Origin of the sequence: Pseudomonas cedrina subsp. cedrina (genome assembly GCF_001983175.1) — a bacterium.
Taxonomy (GTDB): Bacteria; Pseudomonadota; Gammaproteobacteria; order Pseudomonadales; family Pseudomonadaceae; genus Aquipseudomonas; species Aquipseudomonas cedrina.
This window is the reverse complement of the sequence record NZ_MNPW01000014.1, coordinates 100,714-121,529: the sequence shown is the minus strand read 5'-3', so window position 1 is coordinate 121,529 and position 20,816 is coordinate 100,714. Positions and strand designations below refer to the sequence as shown.

General features: G+C 62.4%; 19 protein-coding genes. 5 read left to right on the top strand and 14 right to left on the bottom strand.

The annotated features are described in order from the left end of the window. Window positions 1–33: 33 nt before the first annotated feature. Together BLL36_RS25550 and BLL36_RS25545 are read left to right on the top strand one after the other, a co-directional pair. A complete protein-coding gene (locus tag BLL36_RS25550; RefSeq protein WP_076954382.1) occupies window positions 34–1,257 on the top strand; it encodes a XylR family transcriptional regulator in 1,224 nt (407 codons plus the stop codon). A gap of 36 nt (window positions 1,258–1,293) precedes the next feature. Beyond that, on the top strand, window positions 1,294–2,277 hold the full coding sequence (locus tag BLL36_RS25545) for a sugar-binding transcriptional regulator (protein WP_076954381.1): 984 nt from the start codon (window positions 1,294–1,296) through the stop codon (window positions 2,275–2,277). Here BLL36_RS25545 and dhaL read toward each other — a convergent pair. From dhaL to BLL36_RS25520, 5 genes are read right to left on the bottom strand one after another with little or no spacing between them, the layout of a single operon-like run. Then, window positions 2,268–2,915, bottom strand: a complete 648-nt coding sequence (gene dhaL / locus BLL36_RS25540) for a dihydroxyacetone kinase subunit DhaL (RefSeq protein ID WP_076954380.1) — start codon at window positions 2,913–2,915, stop codon at window positions 2,268–2,270. The genes BLL36_RS25545 and dhaL overlap by 10 nt on opposite strands. Before the next feature lie 3 nt (window positions 2,916–2,918). After that, window positions 2,919–3,920 (bottom strand): dihydroxyacetone kinase subunit DhaK, encoded by a 1,002-nt coding sequence (locus tag BLL36_RS25535; RefSeq protein ID WP_076954379.1) that lies wholly within the window; start codon window positions 3,918–3,920, stop codon window positions 2,919–2,921. Window positions 3,921–3,956: 36 nt separating this feature from the next. Then, a complete protein-coding gene (locus BLL36_RS25530; RefSeq protein WP_076954378.1) occupies window positions 3,957–4,715 on the bottom strand; it encodes an SDR family oxidoreductase in 759 nt (252 codons plus the stop codon). Between the two features lie 14 nt (window positions 4,716–4,729). After that, the gene (locus tag BLL36_RS25525) at window positions 4,730–5,707 is read right to left on the bottom strand and encodes an ABC transporter permease (RefSeq protein ID WP_076954377.1); all 978 of its coding nucleotides are present in this window, start codon (window positions 5,705–5,707) and stop codon (window positions 4,730–4,732) included. Further along, on the bottom strand, window positions 5,704–7,191 hold the full coding sequence (locus tag BLL36_RS25520; protein ID WP_076954376.1) for a sugar ABC transporter ATP-binding protein: 1,488 nt from the start codon (window positions 7,189–7,191) through the stop codon (window positions 5,704–5,706). Before BLL36_RS25520 ends, BLL36_RS25525 begins: the two co-directional genes overlap by 4 nt. 252 nt (window positions 7,192–7,443) lie before the next feature. Here BLL36_RS25520 and rpiB point away from each other — a divergent pair, with 252 nt between their 5' ends. Continuing rightward, window positions 7,444–7,935, top strand: a complete 492-nt coding sequence (rpiB, locus tag BLL36_RS25515; RefSeq protein ID WP_076954375.1) for a ribose 5-phosphate isomerase B — start codon at window positions 7,444–7,446, stop codon at window positions 7,933–7,935. A gap of 158 nt (window positions 7,936–8,093) precedes the next feature. After that, window positions 8,094–9,395 (top strand): Nramp family divalent metal transporter, encoded by a 1,302-nt coding sequence (locus BLL36_RS25510; RefSeq protein WP_076954374.1) that lies wholly within the window; start codon window positions 8,094–8,096, stop codon window positions 9,393–9,395. A gap of 51 nt (window positions 9,396–9,446) precedes the next feature. On the opposite strand, the gene BLL36_RS25505 is transcribed toward BLL36_RS25510, so the two are convergent. Continuing rightward, window positions 9,447–10,490, bottom strand: coding sequence for an LLM class flavin-dependent oxidoreductase (locus BLL36_RS25505; protein WP_076954373.1), 1,044 nt, complete (start codon window positions 10,488–10,490; stop codon window positions 9,447–9,449). A gap of 56 nt (window positions 10,491–10,546) precedes the next feature. Next, window positions 10,547–11,032, bottom strand: a complete 486-nt coding sequence (locus BLL36_RS25500; protein WP_076954372.1) for a flavin reductase family protein — start codon at window positions 11,030–11,032, stop codon at window positions 10,547–10,549. A gap of 307 nt (window positions 11,033–11,339) precedes the next feature. Between BLL36_RS25500 and BLL36_RS25495 the strand changes: the two genes are divergently transcribed. Next, window positions 11,340–12,746: a purine-cytosine permease family protein gene (locus BLL36_RS25495; protein ID WP_076954371.1), complete on the top strand. Its 1,407-nt coding sequence runs from the start codon at window positions 11,340–11,342 to the stop codon at window positions 12,744–12,746. Between the two features lie 130 nt (window positions 12,747–12,876). Here BLL36_RS25495 and BLL36_RS25490 read toward each other — a convergent pair whose 3' ends face one another. The 7 genes from BLL36_RS25490 to BLL36_RS25460 form a co-directional block, all read right to left on the bottom strand. Beyond that, window positions 12,877–13,437, bottom strand: coding sequence for an aminomethyltransferase family protein (locus BLL36_RS25490; protein ID WP_076954370.1), 561 nt, complete (start codon window positions 13,435–13,437; stop codon window positions 12,877–12,879). A 3-nt stretch (window positions 13,438–13,440) separates the two neighbouring features. Further along, on the bottom strand, window positions 13,441–16,338 hold the full coding sequence (locus BLL36_RS25485; protein WP_076954369.1) for a 2Fe-2S iron-sulfur cluster-binding protein: 2,898 nt from the start codon (window positions 16,336–16,338) through the stop codon (window positions 13,441–13,443). Further along, entirely contained in the window at window positions 16,335–16,634 is a 300-nt protein-coding gene (locus BLL36_RS25480) for a sarcosine oxidase subunit delta (protein WP_076954368.1), read from the bottom strand. The genes BLL36_RS25485 and BLL36_RS25480 overlap by 4 nt, the downstream gene beginning before the upstream one ends. A gap of 13 nt (window positions 16,635–16,647) precedes the next feature. Further along, entirely contained in the window at window positions 16,648–17,889 is a 1,242-nt protein-coding gene (locus tag BLL36_RS25475; RefSeq protein WP_076954367.1) for an FAD-dependent oxidoreductase, read from the bottom strand. Next, window positions 17,871–18,773: a bifunctional methylenetetrahydrofolate dehydrogenase/methenyltetrahydrofolate cyclohydrolase FolD gene (folD, locus tag BLL36_RS25470; RefSeq protein WP_076954366.1), complete on the bottom strand. Its 903-nt coding sequence runs from the start codon at window positions 18,771–18,773 to the stop codon at window positions 17,871–17,873. Before folD ends, BLL36_RS25475 begins: the two co-directional genes overlap by 19 nt. Further along, on the bottom strand, window positions 18,770–19,636 hold the full coding sequence (purU, locus tag BLL36_RS25465) for a formyltetrahydrofolate deformylase (RefSeq protein ID WP_076954365.1): 867 nt from the start codon (window positions 19,634–19,636) through the stop codon (window positions 18,770–18,772). The genes folD and purU overlap by 4 nt, the downstream gene beginning before the upstream one ends. 527 nt (window positions 19,637–20,163) lie before the next feature. Next, window positions 20,164–20,763 (bottom strand): helix-turn-helix domain-containing protein, encoded by a 600-nt coding sequence (locus tag BLL36_RS25460; RefSeq protein ID WP_076954444.1) that lies wholly within the window; start codon window positions 20,761–20,763, stop codon window positions 20,164–20,166. Window positions 20,764–20,816: the final 53 nt, after the last annotated feature.

Here is a 20,816-nt window from a genome sequence, read left to right as displayed (position 1 = left end):
CTAATCTGCACCGACCGGCCCCAGGACAAAACAATGAAAACCCTACCGCCCGTGCACCGCATCGCCTTGCTCTTCAACGGCAGCAAAATCTACGACCGTGGCATCATCGCTGGCATCGGCAATTACCTGAGCAGCACCCGCGCTTCCTGGGACCTGTTCCTGGAAGAAGATTTTCTGTGCCGTCTCAACGGCATCGAGCGCTGGCAGGGCGATGGGATCATTGCCGACTTCGACGACCCGCTGATCGGCGAGGCGCTGGCCGGAAGCAAGGTGCCGGTGGTGGCGGTGGGCGGTTCCTATGAGGATGCGAGCGCCTACCCCAAGGGCATTCCTTATGTGGCGACGGACAACGATGCGTTGATGAAGATGGCCTACGAGCACTTAATCGAGGCCGGCCTGACGCGGTTTGCCTGCTTCAGCCTGCCTGAAGCCCAGGCCAATCGCTGGGCCCAGGAACGAGAGAAAGCCTTTAAACGCCTGGTGCAGCGGGACGGGTTGCCGGTGCAGATCTATCGCGGCCTGGGCACCAGTGCGCCGCTGTGGGACAGCGCGGTGGAGCAGCAGATTGCCTGGCTGCAAAGCCTGCCCAAGCCCATCGGCATCATCGCGGTCACCGACGCCCGCGCCCGGCAATTGCTGCAGGCCTGCCTCACTGCGGGCATCGCGGTGCCGGAGGAAGTGGCGCTGATCGGCATCGACAACGACCCGCTGACCCGCACCCTCACGCGCGTGCCGTTGAGTTCGGTGATCCAGGGCACCGAAACCATGGGCCGCACCGCCGCCGCGCTGTTGCACCAGATGCTGCATGGCAAGCCGTGCACGGGCACGCAGGTGCTGGTGCCGCCGGATGCAATCAACGTGCAGGCTTCCAGCCTGCACCAACCCTTGGGCAATCCGTACGTGATGCAGGCGCTGCTGTTCATTCGCCAATACGCCTGCCAGGGCATCAAGACTGCGCAGGTGGCGGCCTATGTCGGCGTATCGCGTTCATCGCTGGAAGCGCATTTTCGCAAGGTGCGCGGGTGCAGCGTGCATGACGAGATCCTGCGCTTCAAACTCGCCAGCGCCGCCAAAGGCTTGCGCAGCAGCACCCTGGCGATTGCCGACATCGCACAGCAGTGCGGCTTCACCTCGGCGCAGTACCTGCACACCGTGTTTCGCCGGGAGTTTGGCTGCACGCCACGGGAGTATCAGCACGTCCCGGCAAACTTTGCGGCCCGAGGCCATTCGCCGCTGGACTTGCACCGCACAGACTAGGGAGAATGGTTTTTTGTGGCGTAAATGGAAGCTCCCATGACCGACAGTGCCCAGCGTGCCGCCAGCGACATCGACCTGATGACCGAAGTGGCGATGCTTTATTACCTCGACAACATCACCCAGGAAGCCATTGCCAAGCGCTTCGACCTGTCTCGGGTCAAGGTCAGCCGCTTGCTCAAGCGCGCCCGTGATGAAGGGGTGGTGGAAGTGCGGGTATTGCAGCACCCGGCCCTGAACACTGAGCTGGAACAGGCCTTGGTCGAGCGTTTCCAGCTGGACCGCGCCTTGATCGCGGTCGACCATGGCGACCCCGACACCCAGCGCTCGGCGGTCGCCAGCCTGGTCGCCAATTACCTGAACAAGACCCTCAGCGACGGCATGATCATCGCCGTCGGCATGGGCCGCAACGTGGGCGCGGTGGCCGATAATGTGTTCCTGCCGGTGACGCGCAATTGCACCTTCGTGTGCGCGATCGGTGGTTCGCTCAAGGCCGGCGAATACATGAACCCCGACCATATCTGCCGGCGCCTGGCCCTGCGTTTCGGCGCCGAGAGCGAGACCCTCTACGCCCCGGCCCTGGTGGCCAACCCGGAACTGCGCAGCGTGCTGATCAACAACGATACCGTGCGCTCCACCCTCGACCGCGCGCGCCGCGCCGATATTGCCTTGATCGGCATTGGCGACATGAGCGAGAACAGCAACATGGTGCGCATGGGCTGGTTCTCGCCCCAGGAAATCGCCCAGGCACGCGTGTCCGGTACGGTGGGCGACATGATGGGCTATGACTTTATCGACATCCATGGCCAGCCGGCCGTCAACGCCATGCAGGGCAGGGTGATCGGCCTTTCGGTGCAGGAGCTGGCGCGCATTCCCGACGTGGTGGCGATCGCCAGCGAGAACACCAAGGCCGCCGCCACCCTCGGCGCGTTGCGCTCCGGGGTGATCAACACCCTGGCGACGACCGTGTCGAATGCCTACACGATCCTCGCCCTGGATGACGCCACGCGCCGTCAGGCGTGAAGTCGGGCTTCCACTGATTCGGCGAGGTTGGTGAGGATCAGGCAGCAGGACACCGCGCCCGCATCCAGCACGCCCAGGGAGCGTTCGCCCAGGCGGCTGGCGCGGCCGATTTTCGCCACCAGGTCGCGGGTGGAGTCGCGGCCCTGGGACGCCGCGCTTTTCATCCGCCGCAACGCTTCGCTGAACGAGGCGCCGCTGGCCTGGGCCTGCTCAAACGCTTCGACCGCCGGGATCAAGGTGTCCATCAGGCACTTGTCGCCCACGCCTGCGTCGCTGATGTCTTGCAGTGACGTCAGGCCGCCGCGCAGCAGCCTGGCGAAGCTCGCTGCATCGATGCTGTCGCGGCCGCGCACTTCGTCGGCCATGCCGATGAACAGGCTGCCATAGAGCGGGCCCATGGAGCCGCCGATGCCTTCCATCAAGGCCAGGGTCAGCTCGTCCAAGGCTTCGGCCAAGGACACTTCGCGTCCCTCCAGGGTCTTGCCGCAGCGCGAGAAACCCTTGGCCATGTTGATGCCGTGGTCGCCGTCGCCAATGGCGCCGTCCACTTCGCTGAGGTACTCGCGGTTGGCCACGATGATCGACACCAGGTTGGTGACGATGGCGCTACCGCTGTTGCTGGGGAAATGCTCGTTCATGTTTCACTCCGCTTGGGTCATGCCGATGGAGCGGCACGGTCTGTCGATCAGGCTGCTCAGTTCGGCGTCCAGCCCGAGCAGGGTCAGGGTCACGCCCATCATTTCCAGGGACGTGAAATAGTTGCCCACATAGCAGCGGTGAATGCGCAGGCCCTTGGCGCGCAGCAGGCGCTCGACCTCGGCATAGAAAATGTACAGCTCCATGACCGGCGTGGCGCCGAGCCCGGAGACCAGCACCACTACACTCTGGTCCTGGGTAAAGTCGCGGTCGGCCAGGATCGGCGCGAGCATGCGCTCGGCCATGGCGGCGGCGGATTCCACCGGCACCACTTCGATGCCGGGTTCGCCGTGGTGGCCGATGCCCAGTTCCATCAGGCCATCGGCGATCTGGAAGTTGGCTTTGCCCACGGCCGGGATGGTGCAGGGCGTGAGGCCCACGCCGATGGAGCGGCAATGGTCCACGGCCTTCTGTGCCACGCGGATCACGCCGTCGAGGTTGTAGCCTTGGGCGGCGGCGGCACCGCCGATCTTCCACATGAAAATCTCACCGGCCACGCCGCGCCGCTTGGCGATCTCCGCCACAGGGGCCGAGGCCACGTCGTCGTTGGCGACCACGGTGCGGATGTTCATGTCTTTGCTGGCGGCCATTTTCATCGCCAGCTTCACGTTCATGTTGTCGCCGGCATAGTTGCCGTACAGGCAGGCCACGCCCGCGCCCTGGTCGGCGGCGCGGAACGCATCGAAGAAGCTCTTGGCGGTGGGTGATGAGAAGATTTCGCCGACCGCCACCGCATCCACCAGGCCTGGGCCGACATAGCCGAGAAACGCCGGCTCATGGCCCGAACCGCCGCCCGTGACGATGCCCACCTGGCCGGCCGGTGAAGCGATACGCTTGCGGATCACCCGTGGATTGCTCTCGTACTGCGCCAGTTCCGGGTGCGCCACAAGGATGCCCGCAAGCATGTCCTCGACCACCAGGTCTGGGTCGTTAATGACTCGATTCATGCCGTGTTCCTTTTGTTCTTATAGAGAGAAGCCTGGTTACTGGATGCTGTAGCCGCCGTCGATCATCACGTTTTCGCCGGTGATCATCTTGGCCGCGTCGCTGACCAGGTAGAGCACCAGGCCGGCGATTTCCTCAGGCTGGGCGAAGCGCCCCACCGGGATCTGCAGCTTGGCCCGTTCGCCCAGCTCGCCGGCCCAGGCCTGCTTGCCCAGGGCGGTTTCGACAATGGTCGGCGACACGGCGTTGACGTTGATGCCATGGGACGCCCATTCCATGGCCAGGACCTTGGTCATGCCGACCACGGCGGCCTTGCTGGCGCAGTAGGCGACGTGGCGGTCCAGGCCGATGACGGCGGCCTGGGACGCGAGGTTGACGATACGCCCGCCGCCACGTTCGAGCATGTGCCGGGCACAGGCCTGGGCCACGAAGAAGCTGGCCTTGAGGTTGATATCCAGGGTGGTGTCCCAGGCGTTTTCGCTGACCTCCAGCGCCTTGTCCAACAGGGCCACGCCGGCGCTGTTGACCAGGTAATCGATACGCCCCAGATGGATGGCCGCCTGGTCGACCGCCGCCTGTATCGCGTCGGTCTGGCGCAGGTCGACCCTCAGGCCCAGGTGGCCGGTACCTAGCCCTGTGGCGACGTCAACCACGGCCGGGTCGCGATCCAGCAACACCACAGTCGCGCCACGCTCCACCAACAGTTCGGCACAGGCCCGGCCGATACCGGCGGCGCCCCCGGTGATCACGGCGCAACGGCCGGTGAGGTCGAACGCCTGGTTCCAGAAATTGGACATTGCACACACTCCGCTTAACGTTTTTTCTTGCGCCAGACATCGATCAGCACCGCGAGCACGATGATCAATCCCTTGGCCACTTGTTGGTAATAGGAGGACACCCCGAGCAGGTTCAAGCCGTTGTTGATCACGCCGATCAGCAGTGCGCCGAACAGCGTGCCGACGATGCTGCCGGTGCCGCCCGACAAGCTGGTACCGCCGATCACCACGGCGGCAATCGCATCCAGTTCATAGGAAACGCCCGCCTGGGGCAGGGCCGAGGTGGTGCGCGCGGCGAGTACCACGCCGGCCAATCCCGCGAGCAGCCCGGAAATCACATACACCGAGAACGTCACCTTGCGCACGCCGATGCCGGAGGTGCGCGCGCTTTTCTCGTTGCCGCCCACTGCGTACACGTAGCGCCCGTAGGTGGTGTAGCGCAGCACCATCCAGAAGATCAGCGCGACCACCGCAAAGATAATGATCGGCACGCCGATGGGGCCCAGCTTGCCGATGCCCATGGCCAGGAAGCTGTCCGGCAGGTCAGTGACCGGGCTGCCGTCGTTGAGGATAAAGGTCATGCCCCGCGCCACGCTGAGCATGCCGAGGGTAGCGACAAAGGGCGGGATCGACAGGTTGGCGACCATGAAGCCGTTGACCACGCCGAGCATGGCGCCGGCGAACATCCCCGCGCTCACCGCCGCGAGCAGGCCATAACCCTGGGTGGCGACCAGCGCGCTGCACAAACCTGCGAACGCCAGGATCGAGCCCACCGACAGGTCGATGCCCTTGGTCAGGATCACGTAGGTCATGCCCACGGCGAGGATGCCGTTGATCGAGGTCTGGCGCAGGATGTCCATCCAGTTGCGCCAGGTCATGAAGTATTCGCTGGAAAACGCCATGACCAGGCACAGCAGGATAAATACCAGCGGCAAGCCGAAGCGGTCGAGGGACAGGCGCAGGCGATTGCGCGGCGCGGCGGTAACGGGGGCGGCGAGGACTTTGCTATTCATGAGGCAAGACTCAACAAGGCTTCCTGGGAAAGGGCGGTGTCGGTGCTGACGGTCACCAGGCGACCGCCCTTGAACACGGCGATGCGATCACTCAGGTGCAGCAGCTCCGGCGCTTCGGACGAAACCACGATGGCCGCGCCACCGGCACGCACGAACGCGTCCAGCAAGTGATAGATCTCTTGCTTGGCGCCCTCGTCGATGCCGCGCGTGGGTTCGTCGCACAGCAGGCAGATCGGCTGGGTCGACAGGCATTTGGCGAGCACGACCTTTTGTTGATTGCCGCCGCTCATGGACTCCACCGGCAGGTCGAGCGACGAAACCTTGATCTGCAGGCGCTTGACCAGGCTCTGTGCCAGGGCCTGTTCCTTGCTTGGGTTGATCACCGACCAGCGCGACAGCTGCTTGTAGGCCGACAGCGCAATGTTCGAAAGGATGCTGGCGCTGAGTACCAGGCCGCTGTCTTTGCGGTCTTCGGTCACCAGCGACATGCCGGCGCGAATCGTCGCCGACGGCGTACCGGTGGGCAAGGGCCGGCCTTGCAGGGTGGCCGTGCCCGCATCAGGCACGGTGAGGCCATACAGGCAGTTGAGGAATTCGCTGCGGCCCGAGCCCATCAGCCCGTAGATACCGAGGATCTCGCCCTGGCGCAGTTGCAGGCTGATGTCCTGGAACTCGCCGTCGCGGCTCAGGCCGCTGACCTCCAGGCAGGTGGCGGCCGTGCAGGCGCGACCGACCTTATGGTCGATGCGCTGCAGCTCCTGGCCAACGATGCCGCGCACCAGATGGGCGCGGTCGATATCGGCCATGCGCCCGCTTTCCACAAAGGCGCCATCGCGAAAGATGCTGTAGTCATCGGCGATCTGCGCCAGTTCGCTGAGGCGGTGCGACACGTAAATGATGCCGGCGCCGCGCGCGGTCAGGCGGCGGATGGCCTTGAACAGCGTTTCTGTTTCGCGCTCGCCGATGGCCGAGGTGGGTTCGTCCATGATCATCACCTGGCAGTCGTGGCTGAAGGCCTTGGCGATTTCAACCAATTGAATCTGCGCCACGCTGAGGCGGTGCATCGGGCTGGTGGCGTCCACCTCGAATTCCAGGCTTTGCAGCAGCTCGCGGGTGCGCCGGTTGAGTGCCTTGCTGTCGACAATGCAACCGGCGCGGCGCGGTTCGCGGCCCAGCCAGATGTTTTCGGCCACGGTCATGTAGGGGATGGGTTCAAGCTCCTGGGTGATCATCGCCACGCCGGCGGCGAGCGCCGCGCCGGGGCGGTCGAACTGCACCGGCTGGCCGTTGAGCAGGATGCTGCCGGCGTCACGCTGGGTGATGCCCATCAAGATACTGAGGAAGGTCGATTTACCGGCGCCATTGCCACCGCACAGGGCGTGCACGCTGCCGGCACGCAGGGAGAGCCGCCCGTCGCGCAGGGCCGGGACCCCTGCATAGGCTTTGCAAACTTGTTCAGCCTGGAGCAGTAATGGCGTGGCCATCGGTGTGTCCTCTTGCTGATTTTCTTATTAGTTATGCGTATCCAACAGCGTGATCATATGATCGGATAGTGATCATATGTTTAAACCGCTTGTGCGTATTTTGTCAATGGGTTGCGCCGTGTCTTCCTGGGTTTTTGATGTTTTTACCCGCGTCCCCTGCTAAATAAGCCTTGACAGCGAAGGGTTTGCCGTCCGCTAATGATTGTGCAATATTTCAGTAGGTGATCATTTGATCGTGGCGGAGAAGCAGTCATGGGTGCACACACTAGGTTTTCGGTAGCCGTCGGTTGCGATGAGGCCGGCTTCGAACTCAAGGAATTACTCAAGCGCTATATCGAAACCTTGGGTTACGCGGTTCAGGACTTTGGCTGTCACTCGCTCAGCCCCGTGCTCTATCCGGATATCGCGGTGGCGGTTGCGACGGCGGTGGAGGCCGGCGAGCAGCGCCTGGGCGTGCTGATTTGCGGCACAGGCATCGGCATGGCTATTTCAGCCAACAAGATCAACGGCGTACGCGCGGCCCAGGCCCATGACACCTATTCGGCCGAGCGCGCGCGCAAAAGCAACGACGCGCAGATCCTGTCCATCGGTGCACGGGTGATCGGAACCGAGCTGGCCAAGAGCATCGTCAAGGTGTTCCTGGCATCGGAATTCGAAGCGGAGCGCTCCGGGGCGAAAGTCGAGCGCATCACGGCGCTCGAGCAGGCTGACAGGGCGTTGCCAAGGGGCAAGGAGGGCGCGTGAAGCGCTCGTGAAGCGCTCGCCACAACAACTACTGGCGACTCAGCGTCGGCACAGAAACATTTATTAATACTTATCTCTTCTCTACGGTTGTACGACGTCGTATCAACTGTGTTCGACTAGCTGGGCTCTCACAAAAAAAATAACGGAGACTTCCCACTATGACCGGTTTTCCTTCCGTCGAAGGCAAGGCTGTGGCGCCTGCGCCCGGCCATGTTGTACGACTTCTAAAGCTGCTTGGCCCAGGCGTCATCGCCGTATTGTCCTGGCTGGGCGCAGGCGATCTGATTACCTCCTCCGTTGCCGGCGCCAACTACGGCTACGCCATGATGTGGGTGCTCGCCGTATCGCTGCTGCTCAGGTACCTGATCGTCAACATCATTGCGCGGTTCCAGCTGTGCAATAACCAAGGCATGACGATCCTTCAGGGCTATGCCCAGCTGAATCCGTTTTTCGCCTGGTTCCTGCTGGTGTACGCGCTGCTGATGGGGCATTTGATGAATGCCTACATGATCAAGGGCGCGGGTGAAGCGCTGGCCATGCTGTTCAAGACCGATTATGCGCTGCTGTGCTCGGTCGCCGTGGTGCTGGCGGTATGGCTGCTGGTAGGGCGCAATATCTATTCGATGATCGAAGGCGTGATGAAAGGCCTGCTTGCGATCATGACCCTGGCGTTCATTGCGTTGGCGGTGATGTCCGGGCCGGATATGGCGGGCATTGTCCGAGGCACGATCGGTTTCAGCATTCCGCCGGATGAAGGCGTACATGGCGCGTTGCTGGTGGCGGTGTCGGTGATCGGCGCGGTGGCGGGTTCGATCGCCAACTTCGTGCACCCCTACGTGATGCGCCAGAAAGGCTGGATCGGCCCGCAGCACAAGCGTATCCAGCGTAACGACCTGTTGTTCGCGGTGTTCATCGGCATCGTGATCAACCTGGCGATCTGGATTGTCGGCGCCGAGATCCTGCGGCCCAACGGCATCGAAGTGAAGACCTTGGGCGACCTGGGCAAGGCGCTGGAAATCTTCTTCGGCCCGATCGGCTGGTACATCTTCTTTATCGGTGTGTTCGCGACGCTGTTTGCCAGCATCTCGGGCAAGACCACGGCCTTCCCGATGCTGATCACCGATGCGTTCCAGCACGTGCGGCCCGGACGCCGGAAGCGCTACGGCAAAGAGTTCCACCATGACCCGATGCACAAGTGGTTCATGCTGTTCATCCTGGTAACACCCCTGATCTGGTCGCTGCCGGGCATGCCGGACTTCGTCACCCTGACCATCGGCGTCAGCGCGTTGAACATCATTGGCCTGCCGGTGATTTCCCTCGGCTTGCTGATCATGTCCAACCAGAAGTCGCTGCTCGGCAAGGAGTACCGCAATAACCTGTTCGAGAACATTGCGTTGCTCTTCGCCACGGGACTGGCGCTGTGGGTCGCGTTCCAGTTGGGTGTCGAACTGTTCAAATGATAGCCCCGGCTTGCAGGCGTCGCAGCGGTTTGATGCGACGCCTGCAAGCGGTCAACGAAACGCCGGCACTACCTGCTCGATAAACAGTGCCAGGGACTTCTTCTTCTCGGCATGGGGCAGGCTGTTGTCGCACCAGAAGCTGAACTCATCCACGCCCAGTTCCTGGTAGTAGCGGATGCGCGGGATGATCTCTTCTGCGGTGCCGATCATCGCGGTTTTATGCAGGCTTTCCAGTTCGAACTCTGGGCGTGCGGCGAACTTCTCTTCCGGGCTTGGCTCAAGGAAGCCGTTGACCGGCACGCTCTTGTTGCCGAACCAGGCATCGAAGGTGCGATAGAACTTCGAGATCGCCTTGGCCCCGACTTCCCAGCCTTGCGGGTCATCAGCGGCGTGCACATGGGTGTGACGCAGCACCATCAATTGCGGGCGCGGCACGCCAGGGTTGTTGTCCAGGGCGGCCTGGAACTTGTTCTTGAGGTCCAGGACTTCTTCGTCGCCCTTCATCAGCGGCGTGACCATTACGTTGCAGCCATTGGCCACTGCGAAATTGTGCGAGTCGGGGTCGCGGGCGGCGATCCACATCGGCGGGCTGGGCTGCTGGATCGGCTTGGGCACGCTGGTGGAGGTCGGGAATTTCCAGATGTCGCCGTCGTGGGCGTAGTCGCCTTTCCACAGGGCGCGTACCACCGGCACCATTTCACGCAAGGCCTGGCCGCCGCTCGAGGCGGGCATGCCGCCGGCCATGCGGTCGAATTCGACCTGGTAAGCGCCACGGGCCAGGCCCACTTCCATGCGCCCGTTGCTGATCACGTCGAGCAACGCGCATTCGCCCGCCACCCGCAGCGGGTGCCAGAACGGCGCGATGATGGTGCCGGCGCCCAAATGAATAGTGGTGGTTTTGGCTGCCAGGTAAGCCAGCAGCGGCATCGGGCTTGGCGATATGGTGTATTCCATCGCGTGGTGTTCGCCAATCCACACGGTGCTGAAGCCACCGGCTTCGGCCATCAGGGTCAGTTCGGTCAAGTCTTCGAACAACTGACGGTGGCTGATGCTTTCATCCCAGCGTTCCATGTGTACGAACAGCGAAAATTTCATGACGCTTACCTCGGATCTATTGTTATTTTCCGCAAAAAAACAGGTTCGGCGGGGTGTCAGGCAGGCACCGGCAGGGTACCCATTTTGCCGTGGCAATACACCAGGGGCCCATCCGACTGCGCCGGCACGATCAGGTTCTTGACCGAGCCAACCATGATGGCGTGGTCGCCGCCTTCGTATTCGCGCCACAGCTCGCATTCAATGACGGCCGTGGCATTGGCCAGGATCGGATTGCCCAATGTACTCAGGGTCCACTCGATGCCTTGGGCCTTGTCCTTGCCTTTGCGCGCAAAGGCGTAGGCTTCGCTTTGCTGCCCGCCGGACAACACATGGATGGCGAAGCGCTTGTTCTTGATCAGTACGGGGTAGGAGTCAGAGCTGTAGTTGGGGCAGAAGAGCACCAGGGCCGGGTCCATGGACAGCGAGCTGAACGCACTCGCCGTGAGGCCGACGATTTGCCCGTCGTCATCGAGCGTGGTGATCACGGTGACCCCGGACGGAAACGAACCCATCACTTGTTTGTAGATGGCGGCATCGATCATGGGATGGTCCTCTGCTATGAAGCGGTTTTTTAAATTTATAGGTCTGATGGTATACCGTAATACAGGAGTTGCAAGAGCTTTTTTGAATGGGCGATAAGCGTATTAAAACCCTCTAGTACGGGGTTTTTTACCCGGTTTAGACGCTTTTCAGGGCCTGGATCACCGTATCAGGAGCGGGCAAAAACAGCGGATCAGCCTTGTTAAAATGTTGGAATACCATAATATGGTGTTCATCTGAGGGGCAGCCGTAGAGCGCCCTCGGTTGGCGTCAAACAACTATAAGATCAGACAAACGCGAGTTATTCCTATGCCTCAGATGTCCCGGCAAGACCCCCTGATCGAGCATCACACGGTCGATTACGTCCCCCTCGCAGAGCGCCACGGGAAGGCCCGCGACCTGTTCACGTTGTGGTTCAGTACCAATATCGCGCCGCTGCCCATCGTCACCGGCGCGATGGTGGCCCAGGTGTTTCACCTCAACCTGATGTGGGGGCTGCTGGCGATTGCCCTCGGGCATCTGCTTGGCGGTGTGGTGATTGCCCTTGCCTCGGCCCAGGGCCCACGCATGGGCATCCCGCAGATGGTGCAGAGTCGCGGCCAGTTCGGGCGCTACGGCGCGCTGCTGATCGTGTTTTTCGCGGCGTTGATCTACGTCGGCTTTTTCATTTCCAATATCGTGCTGGCCGGCAAATCCATCGTCGGTATCGTGCCCTCGATGCCGGTGCCGGCGAGCATCCTGATCGGCGCCCTCAGCGCCACGGCCATCGGCGTGATCGGCTACCGCTTTATCCATACCTTGAACCGCATCGGCACCTGGGTGATGGGCAGCGCGTTGCTCGCCGGTTTTGTCTATATCTTTGCCCATGAGCTGCCGGCGGACTTTCTCACCCGCGGCGGCTTCAACGCCGCCGGCTGGCTGGCCACGGTGTCGCTGGGGGTGATCTGGCAGATCAGTTTCTCGCCCTACACCAGTGACTATTCGCGCTACCTGCCGGCGGACATCGGCATCACCCGGCCGTTTGTCGCCACCTACCTGGGCGCAACCCTGGGCACCATCCTGTCGTTCGCCTTCGGCTTGGTGGCGGCGCTGGCGACACCGGAAGGCACCGAAGCCATGATGGCGGTCAAACAAGCCACCGGCGCGCTGGGGCCGATCCTGATGGTGCTGTTTTTGCTCAATATCATCAGCCACAACGCCCTGAACCTGTACGGCGCGGTGCTCTCGATCATCACCTCGATCCAGACCTTCGCCAGCCGCTGGACCCCCAGTATCAAGGTGCGCGTGGTGCTGTCGGGCGTGATCCTCACGGGTTGCTGCTTGGTGGCGCTGGGCGCATCGGCGGACTTCATCGCGCAATTCATCGGGTTGATTCTTGCGCTGTTGCTGGTGCTGGTGCCGTGGGCCTCGATCAACCTGATCGATTTCTACGTCATCAAGCGCGGGGTGTATGACATTGCCTCGATTTTCCAGGCGGATGGCGGGGTGTACGGGCGGTTTAACCTGCATGCGATCGTGGCGTATTTCATCGGGATCATCGTGCAACTGCCGTTTGCCAATACATCGTTGTATGTGGGGCCGTGGGCCAACCTGGTGGAAGGCGCGGACCTGTCGTGGCTGGTGGGGTTGGTGGTGACGTGTCCGTTGTATTACTGCCTGGCGACACGTCAACACACCCAGAGGAGCAGGGCGGCGCGCTTGGGTTACACCGACTGATCCTGGCTTATGCGCTATCCAGTGTGGGAGCGGGCTTGCTCGCGAAAGCGGTGGCTCAGTCAATTTATCTATCACTGACAGACCGCTTTCGCGAGCAAGCCCGCTCCCACAGGTTTGACCTCGATCGACTTCAAGCCAGGCTATCTCCGCCAAACTCCTTCAATGCATCCAGCAATGCACCTTCAAAATATTCCTTCGAAGCGCGATCCCACAGGATATGAAACGCCGGCGCTTCAGCGCTTCCCGTGTGGATGACGATCGCGTTGGTGCGGGCCACCGAGGTCTGTGCCACTGCGCCCGGCTTAAAGGCCGGGTGGCTTAAGTCGACGCCACACAGCTTGGCCATCACCTGACTGATCACACCACCACTGAGCAGCACACACGCGTGGCTGTCCTGGCGCGGCAGCAAGTAGTTGGCAAGGGGGCCCAGTTCCCAGCGCGCTTCTTCATCGGCGATGCGTTGGCCTTGGTCCGTGGGGCTGCCCAGCAACAGGTATTCGCTCTGTGACAGGCGCGCTACCCAGCTGCCATCGGCCTGCGCGGTTGCCTGGTTGGGCGCGCCCGGCAGGCTGAACCCGCGCGCGCCGAGGTACTCGGCGCTTTGCGTGCCGCGAAAGCCGACCCGGGGCAGGGCGGTCTGGTCGATCAGGCGGCAGGGTGTGATCAAGTCGTGGTCTTTCAGACGGGTCATGGCTTAACCCTCCTGGCGTTGGTTGGTAGGGTCGAAGAATGGCAACTGCACCACCTGGGCCTGGACGACAATGCCGCCCTCGACGCGAATGGGAATGCGTTGCCCCGGCGTGCTCTGGTCGATCCCGGCGTAGGCCAGGCCGATGATCCGGCCCAATTGGCTGGAATATTCGCAGGAGGTGACGTTGCCGCTGATATCGGGGCCGTTGAGTACCAGATGGCCTTCCAACGGTTGCAGGCTGCCCTTGGGCAAGGTGAAGCCGACCAGTTTGCGCTTGAGTGGCTGGGCTTCGAGGATGTCCACCGAGCGGCGACCGACGAAGAATGGCTTGTTACGGCTGACCGCCCAGCCCATGTCGATTTCCGCCGGGTGGGTCATGCCGTCGGTGTCCTGGCTGATGATCACATGGCCTTTTTCCAGGCGCAGCAGGCGCTGGGTTTCGACGCCGAAGGGGCGGATGTCAAAGGCCTTGCCGGTTGCGATCAAGGCATCCCACAGCGCCAGGCCGTGGCGCGCGGGCACGTGGATTTCATAGCCCAGTTCGCCGACAAAACCGACCCGCAGCAAGCGCGCCTTGATCCCGGCCACCGTGCCCTGGCGCACGCCCAGATAGGGGAAGCCCTCGGCGCTGAGGTCGAGGTCGCTGCAGACCTGCTCCAGCACCTTGCGCGAATCCGGCCCGGCCACGTTCACCGCACAGATCGCGGCGGTAACGTTGGCCACATCCACGTCCAGGCGCCACTGTGCGTTCCACTTGAGCATCTGCTGGTAGATACGGTCGACGCCGCTGGTGGTGGCGGTGACGTAGAAGTGGTGGTCGGCCAGCCTGGCGCACACGCCGTCGTCGATCACCACCCCGTGCTCATTGGTCATCAGCGCATAACGCGAACGGCCCACCGGTTGCTTGAGGAAGGCAAAGGTGTACAGGCGGTTGAGCAACTCGGCGGCGTCCGGGCCGCGTATATCGAGGCCGCCAAGGGTCGACACGTCGATCAGCCCGACCTTGTTGCGCACGTGCAGCGCTTCGGCCTGCATGCAGGCCTCGCGGTCCTGGGCCTTGCCGTAGTACGCCGGGCGCTGCCAGATGCCGGCGGGCATCATCTTCGCCCCGGCTTGCACATGCCGCGTGTGCATCGGCGTTTGTCGGTAGGGGTCGAACGCACGGCCTGCGACATGCGCGAGTTTTTCCGCCACGAACGGCGGCCGTGCGGTGGTCACACCGGTTTCACTGATATTGCGCTGGGTCGCCCAGGCCACCAGCCGTGCGGTCGGCAGCGCCGAGTGGCGCCCCTGGGACGGGCCCATGCCGACGGTGGAGTAGCGCTTGACCAGTTGCACATCGCGGTAGCCGATGCGGGTGGCGTTGACGATGTCCGCCACTTGCAGGTCTTCATCGAAGTCGACGAAATCCTTGCCCTTGGGGTGGGGGAAGATCGGCCAGTTGAAGTTGACCGGGGCTTCGCTGCGCAGCGCTGCAGGCGAGCTGGCGCTGTTCAAACCGAGGGCGCGCAGGCTGTCGGCGGCGGCGTTGGTCGCATCCGCCAGCACATTGTCCAGTTGATGCCGACCGTGTACGGAACCGGCCACGCCCAGATTGCGCGGCAGGCCATTGAGGCTGAACTCCGCCCGCGAGTCGTCATAGGCCAGCTTGCCGCCGGCCTGGCACAGCAGTTGATAGACCGGCATGTAGCCGCCGGACATGCACAGCAGGTCGCAGTCGATCACTTGCCCACTGCCGCTGACCTGGCCCTGGCCGGTGATCTGACGTACATCCACGCCTTTGACATGGCGCAGGCCTTTTTCATGCAACGCCTCGAACACCGTGCTGTTGCCCAGGCAAGGGATCTTGCGCTGGGCCAGGGCGCCCGCCAGGGCTTGGTCGGCCGGCGCGTGGCGCAGGTCGATCACCGCGGCCACGTCCACACCCTGGTCGTGCAGGTCGAGGGCGGCGAGGTAGCCGTCGTCGTTGCCGGTGAGCACCACCGCGCGCTTGCCGGGCTTGACCGCGTAGAGTTTCATCAGGCGTTGCGCGGCGCTGGTCAGCATCACCCCCGGCAGGTCGTTGTTGCGGAAGATCACCGGTTGGTCGAACGACCCGCTGCACACCAGGCACTGCTGCGCGCGCACCTTGTACATGCGTTTCCCCTGGATCACCGGCAGGTAGTTGTCGGTGAACCAAGCGTTGCAGGTGGCCTCGGTCAGCACCCGGATATTGGCGTGTTGCTGTACCGCGTTCAGTAGCTCGCCGCGCAAGGTGTCGGCGCGGGTGCCGGCGATATCGAAGCGCGCATAGGTCAGCGAACCGCCCAGAATCGGCTGCTGCTCGATCAGCAGCACCTTGGCTCCGGCTTTCGCGGCGGTCAGGGCCGCCTGCAAGCCCGCAGGGCCGGCGCCGATCACCGCGAGGTCGGTAAACAGATAGGCCTTGTCGTAGTACTCAGGCTGGAAAGTCAGGTCGAGCACGCCCAGGCCGGCCTTCTTGCGGATGATCGGCTCCCACACTTTCCACATGCCCTTGGGCTTGTAGAACGAGCGGTAGTAGAAACCCACCGGCATGAACTTGGAGAACTTGCCCAGGTAGGCATCCTTGTCGTTGTCCAGCGAGCCGTTGACGTTCTGCGCGCTCACTGCCAGGCCTTGAGTCAGCGCATGAGCATCGGCCAATACGTTGGGTTCGCAAGGCAGCTGCACCAGGCTGTTGGCGTCCTGGCCGGCCATGGTCAGCGGGCCGCGCGGACGGTGGTATTTGAACGAACGGGAGATCAGGAAACGCCCGTTGGCGAGCAAGGCGCTGGCGATGCTGTCGCCTTGCAAGCCTTGGAAGGGTTGGCCGTCGAAGCTGAACTCAAGGGCTTGGTCACGCTGGATCAGCAAGCCCATCGGGGCGGGGAGGCGGTTCATCCGGCGATCTCCTTGGCAGTGTTGAAGTCGACGCGGCGGCTGAACAGTTCCTTGGGATCGAAGGTGCGCTGGATTTCGTCGGTGACGGTGTGGCGTTCGGCGAGGAACCAGTAACTGGACGGCGTGTGCATCCACCATTCGCGCACCACGCCGGCGAGGTTGTCGGTGTTGAACACGTAGTCGGCCCATTGCGCATCGCTGCAGTTGACCGGGTCGGGCATCGGCTTGAACTCACCGCCGTAGGTGAACTCGCTGATATTGCGCGGCCCGTTGAGCGGGCACGTCATGATTTTCATAGTCCGCTCTCCATCAGTGGCTGGCCGCCGTGGCGCCCATTTCGTTGACTTGCGCGAAGGCCTCGAACCGTTCGAGGCCGAACGGCTTGATCAGCTCCGGCACCTTGCCGCCGCTGGCGACCAGCTCGGCCATGGTCTTGCCGCAGATCGGCGTGGCTTTGAAGCCCCAGGTGCCCCAACCTGCGTCGAGGTAGTAATGCTTTACCGGCGACAGGCCCATGATCGGGCTGTAGTCGGGGGTCATGTCGGTGATCCCGGCCCACTGGCGCATCAACTTGGCGTTGGCCAGGAACGGGAACATTTCGATGGCATGGGCCAGCAGGCTTTCCTTGAGGTCCAGGGTCGAGCGCGTGTTGAACAGCGGGTAAGGGTCTGAACCGCCGCCGAACACCACTTCGCCGCGGCTGGTTTGCTGCACGTAACAGTGCAGGGCCGAGGAACTCACCAGCGGGTCGAGGAACGGCTTGAACGGCTGGGTGACCATCGCTTGCAACGGGAAGGTCTGGATCGGCGAGCGAATGCCGGCCTTGGCCATCAGCAATGAGCTGTGCCCGGCAATCGCCTGCACGGCGCAACCGCATTGAATGGTGCCGCGATTGGTCTTCACGGCAGTGATGGCGCCGTTTTCGATCACCAGGTCCTGCACTTCGGTGAGCTGATGGATTTCCACTCCGCGCTTGGCGGCCTGCTTGGCGTAGCCCCAGGCCACGGCATCATGACGTGCGGTGGCGCCGTCGATATGCCAGAGCCCGGCGATCACCGGCAAGTGGCCGGGGTCGAGGTTCAGGCTGGGCACCAGCTCGCGGATCTGCTGGCGGTCGATCATTTCGGTGCGGCCGCCGAAGTGCTTGTTGACCTCGGCGCGCTGGCGGAACGAACGCACCGTGGCATCGGTGTGGGCCAGGGTCAGTTGGCCGCGCTCGGAATACATGATGTTGAAATCGAATTCGTTAGACAGCGACTGGAACATCTTCACCGACTCGGCATAGAAACGCACACCCTCGCTGGTGAGGTAATTGGAGCGAATCACGGCCGTGTTGCGTGCGGTATTGCCGCCGCCCAGGTAGCCCTTTTCCAGCACCGCGATACTGGTAATGCCGTGATACTTGGCCAGGTAGTAGGCGGTTGCCAGCCCATGGCCACCGGCGCCGATGATCACCACGTCATAGCTGGCCTTGAGTTCTTTGGGCGGTGGCAGGTCCACCTCCACCGGGTATTCGGAACTCAGCCCGTATTTCAATAGATTGAATGGCATACGGCCTCCGATTGGCTGCGTAAGGCGTGATGTTGCGCAAGGGCTGCGGTCACAGTGTTTTTCATCAGAAAGGCAATGGTCATCGGGCCGACACCGCCGGGTACCGGGGTGATGGCGGCGACATGGGGCAGGGCGGCGTCGAAGTCGACATCGCCCACCAGGCGGCTGCGGCCGTTCTCGTCGATCCGGTTGATACCGACGTCGATCACCACCGCGCCGGGCTTGAGCCAGCTGACGTCGATCAAGCGCGCGCGGCCCACGGCGGCGATCACGATATCGGCCTGCCGGCACAGCGCCTGGGCGTTGTGGCTGCGCGAATGCACGACGGTGACCGAACAGTGCGCCTTGAGCAGCAGGGCGGCCATGGGTTTGCCGACGATGTTCGAGCGGCCGATGACCACGGCGTGTTTGCCGCGCAGGTCGCCGCAGGTGTGTTCCAGCAGATACAGGCAACCGCTGGGGGTGCACGGCGTCAGCACTGTGCGCCCCTGGCTGAGGCCCCCGACGTTCTGGCTGTGGAAACCGTCCACGTCCTTGTGCGGCGCGATGGCCTCCAGGGCACGGAATTCGTCCATCTGCGCCGGCAGCGGCAATTGCAGAAGGACGCCGTTAATCGCCGGATCGGCGTTCAGTTGGCCGATCAGGATCAACAGCTGCTCGGTGCTGGTGTCGCTGGGCAAGCGGTGCTCCACGGATCGGATGCCCACCTCTTCGGCGCGCAGGATCTTGTTGCGCACGTAGACTTGGCTGGCCGGATCGTGGCCCACCAGGATCACCGCCAGTGCCGGCTCAATCGCCTGCTCGCGCAGGCGCTTCACGTCCTCGCGCACTTGCAGCAGCACGCGGGCGGCGGCGGCTTTGCCGTCGATCAATTGTGCGCTCACCGGAACACCACCGTTCTGTCCTGGTTGAGAAACACCCGGTGTTCCAGGTGGTACTTGACCGCTTTGGACAGGGCCACGGTTTCGGTGTCACGCCCGATAGCGACCAGGTCGTCCGGCTTGTACACATGGTCCACGCGCTGCACTTGCTGTTCGATGATCGGGCCCTCATCCAGGTCGCTGGTGACGTAGTGCGCGGTGGCGCCGATCAGCTTCACGCCCCGTTGATACGCCTGGTGGTAGGGCTTGGCGCCTTTGAAACCGGGCAGGAACGAGTGGTGAATATTGATCGCGCGCCCCGACAGTTGCCGGCACAGGTCGTCGGAGAGGATCTGCATGTAGCGCGCCAGCACCACCAGCTCGGTGCGGGTGTCGTCGACGATCTTCATCAGCTCGGCTTCCTGCGCGGCTTTGTTGTCCTTGTTCACCGGCAGGTAGATAAAGCGGATGCCCTCGCGCTCGGCCATGGGCCGCAGGTCGAGGTGGTTGGAGACGATGGCGGTGATGGTCATGTCCATCTCGCCCTTGTGGTGGCGGTAGAGCAGGTCGGTGAGGCAGTGGTCGAACTTGCTGACCATGAGCATCACGCGCATGGGTTCGCGGGTGTCGTGCAGTTCCCAGCGCATGTCGAAGGCCTGGGCGACATCGGCGAAACCGTCTTTGATCTGTTGCAGGTCGCCTTCGTGGCCATCGTTGAAGCGGAACACGGCGCGCATGAAAAAGCGGCCGCTGAAGTCGTCGTCGAACTGCGCCATCTCCCCGATGTAGCACCCGTTGTCCGCGAGGTAAGTGGTAACGGCAGCGACGATGCCGGACACCGCGGGACAGGTGACCTTGATGATGAAATGGTTTTTTTCGTGTTGCATGACACGTCCTCGGGATGATGGCGGCAGCTCATCGCATAGCGAAAAAATGTCTGAGGACAGCGGGCTCGTTCCATGAGCGCATTTTCTTGTTAGGAATAAAATATTCCTGAGGTGGCTTTATAGGGGATTGAGGGCGGGCCGTCTAGAACTTTTAGGAAAGTTTTTTAACTGGTGGGAAATTTATGAGGTTCTATTTGGTTGAATGAGATCAAGTGCGGAAGCTGGCTTGCCTGCGATGGCCATAGGTATCTACGCAACTTTGTAGTGAGCGGGCTTGTCCCGCGCTGGGTGGCGAAGCCGCCCCAATAAAGGCATCGCCGAGCTTCAGGTAGAATCCGGTCGCCTGGTTTGGGGCTGCTTCGCAGCCCAGCGCGGGACAAGCCTGCTCACTACAGAGATTTGTCAGCCTTAGAAAATTGTGTAGATACCTATGCTGCGATGGCATCGACAGGGTGCCACTGGCAGACCGAGGTGCCTGCATCGCAGGCAAGCCAGCTCCCACAGAAAAGCAGCCATCAATCAGTCCGCTATTCCTTGTCGTTGCCGTAGTTCATGATCGACAACAACCGGATGGGCACCTGCACCAATTCCTCCGGCCCATGGGGAATCTCCCCCTCAAACGTCAGGCTGTCCCCAGCTTCCATCCGATACAGCTGGTTGCCATGCCGGTAAATCAACTCGCCTTCCAGTAAATGCAGGAACTCAGTCCCCGGGTGGGAAAACGTCGGGAACTCTTCGCTGGCGTCATCCATGCTGACCATATACGCCTCGAAACTCTTCTTCGGCCCGCGCGTATGGTTGAGCAGGTGATAGGTATGCCCCTTCTCGGTCCCCCGACGTACCACTTCCATGCCCTGGTCGGCCTTGACCAGCAAGGCGCTGCCATCCTGCTGGTCGTATTCGCTGAACAACTTCGACAAAGGCAACCCGAGCACATCGCATAAACGGCTCAGCGTATCGAGGCTGGTGGAGACCTGGGCGTTTTCGATCTTGCTCAACATGCCCTGGCTGATATCCGCAATCTTCGCCACGTCGGACAGCTTCAGGTCCTGGGCCTGGCGCTGGCGTTTGATCTGCAGCCCCAGGTATTGCTCGAGTTTGAGGCGCGGGGCGGTTTCGGTGGACATGATCATCGGCTCCTGCACGGTTTCCGTTCGGTAATATTTTTTTCGCACTGGGA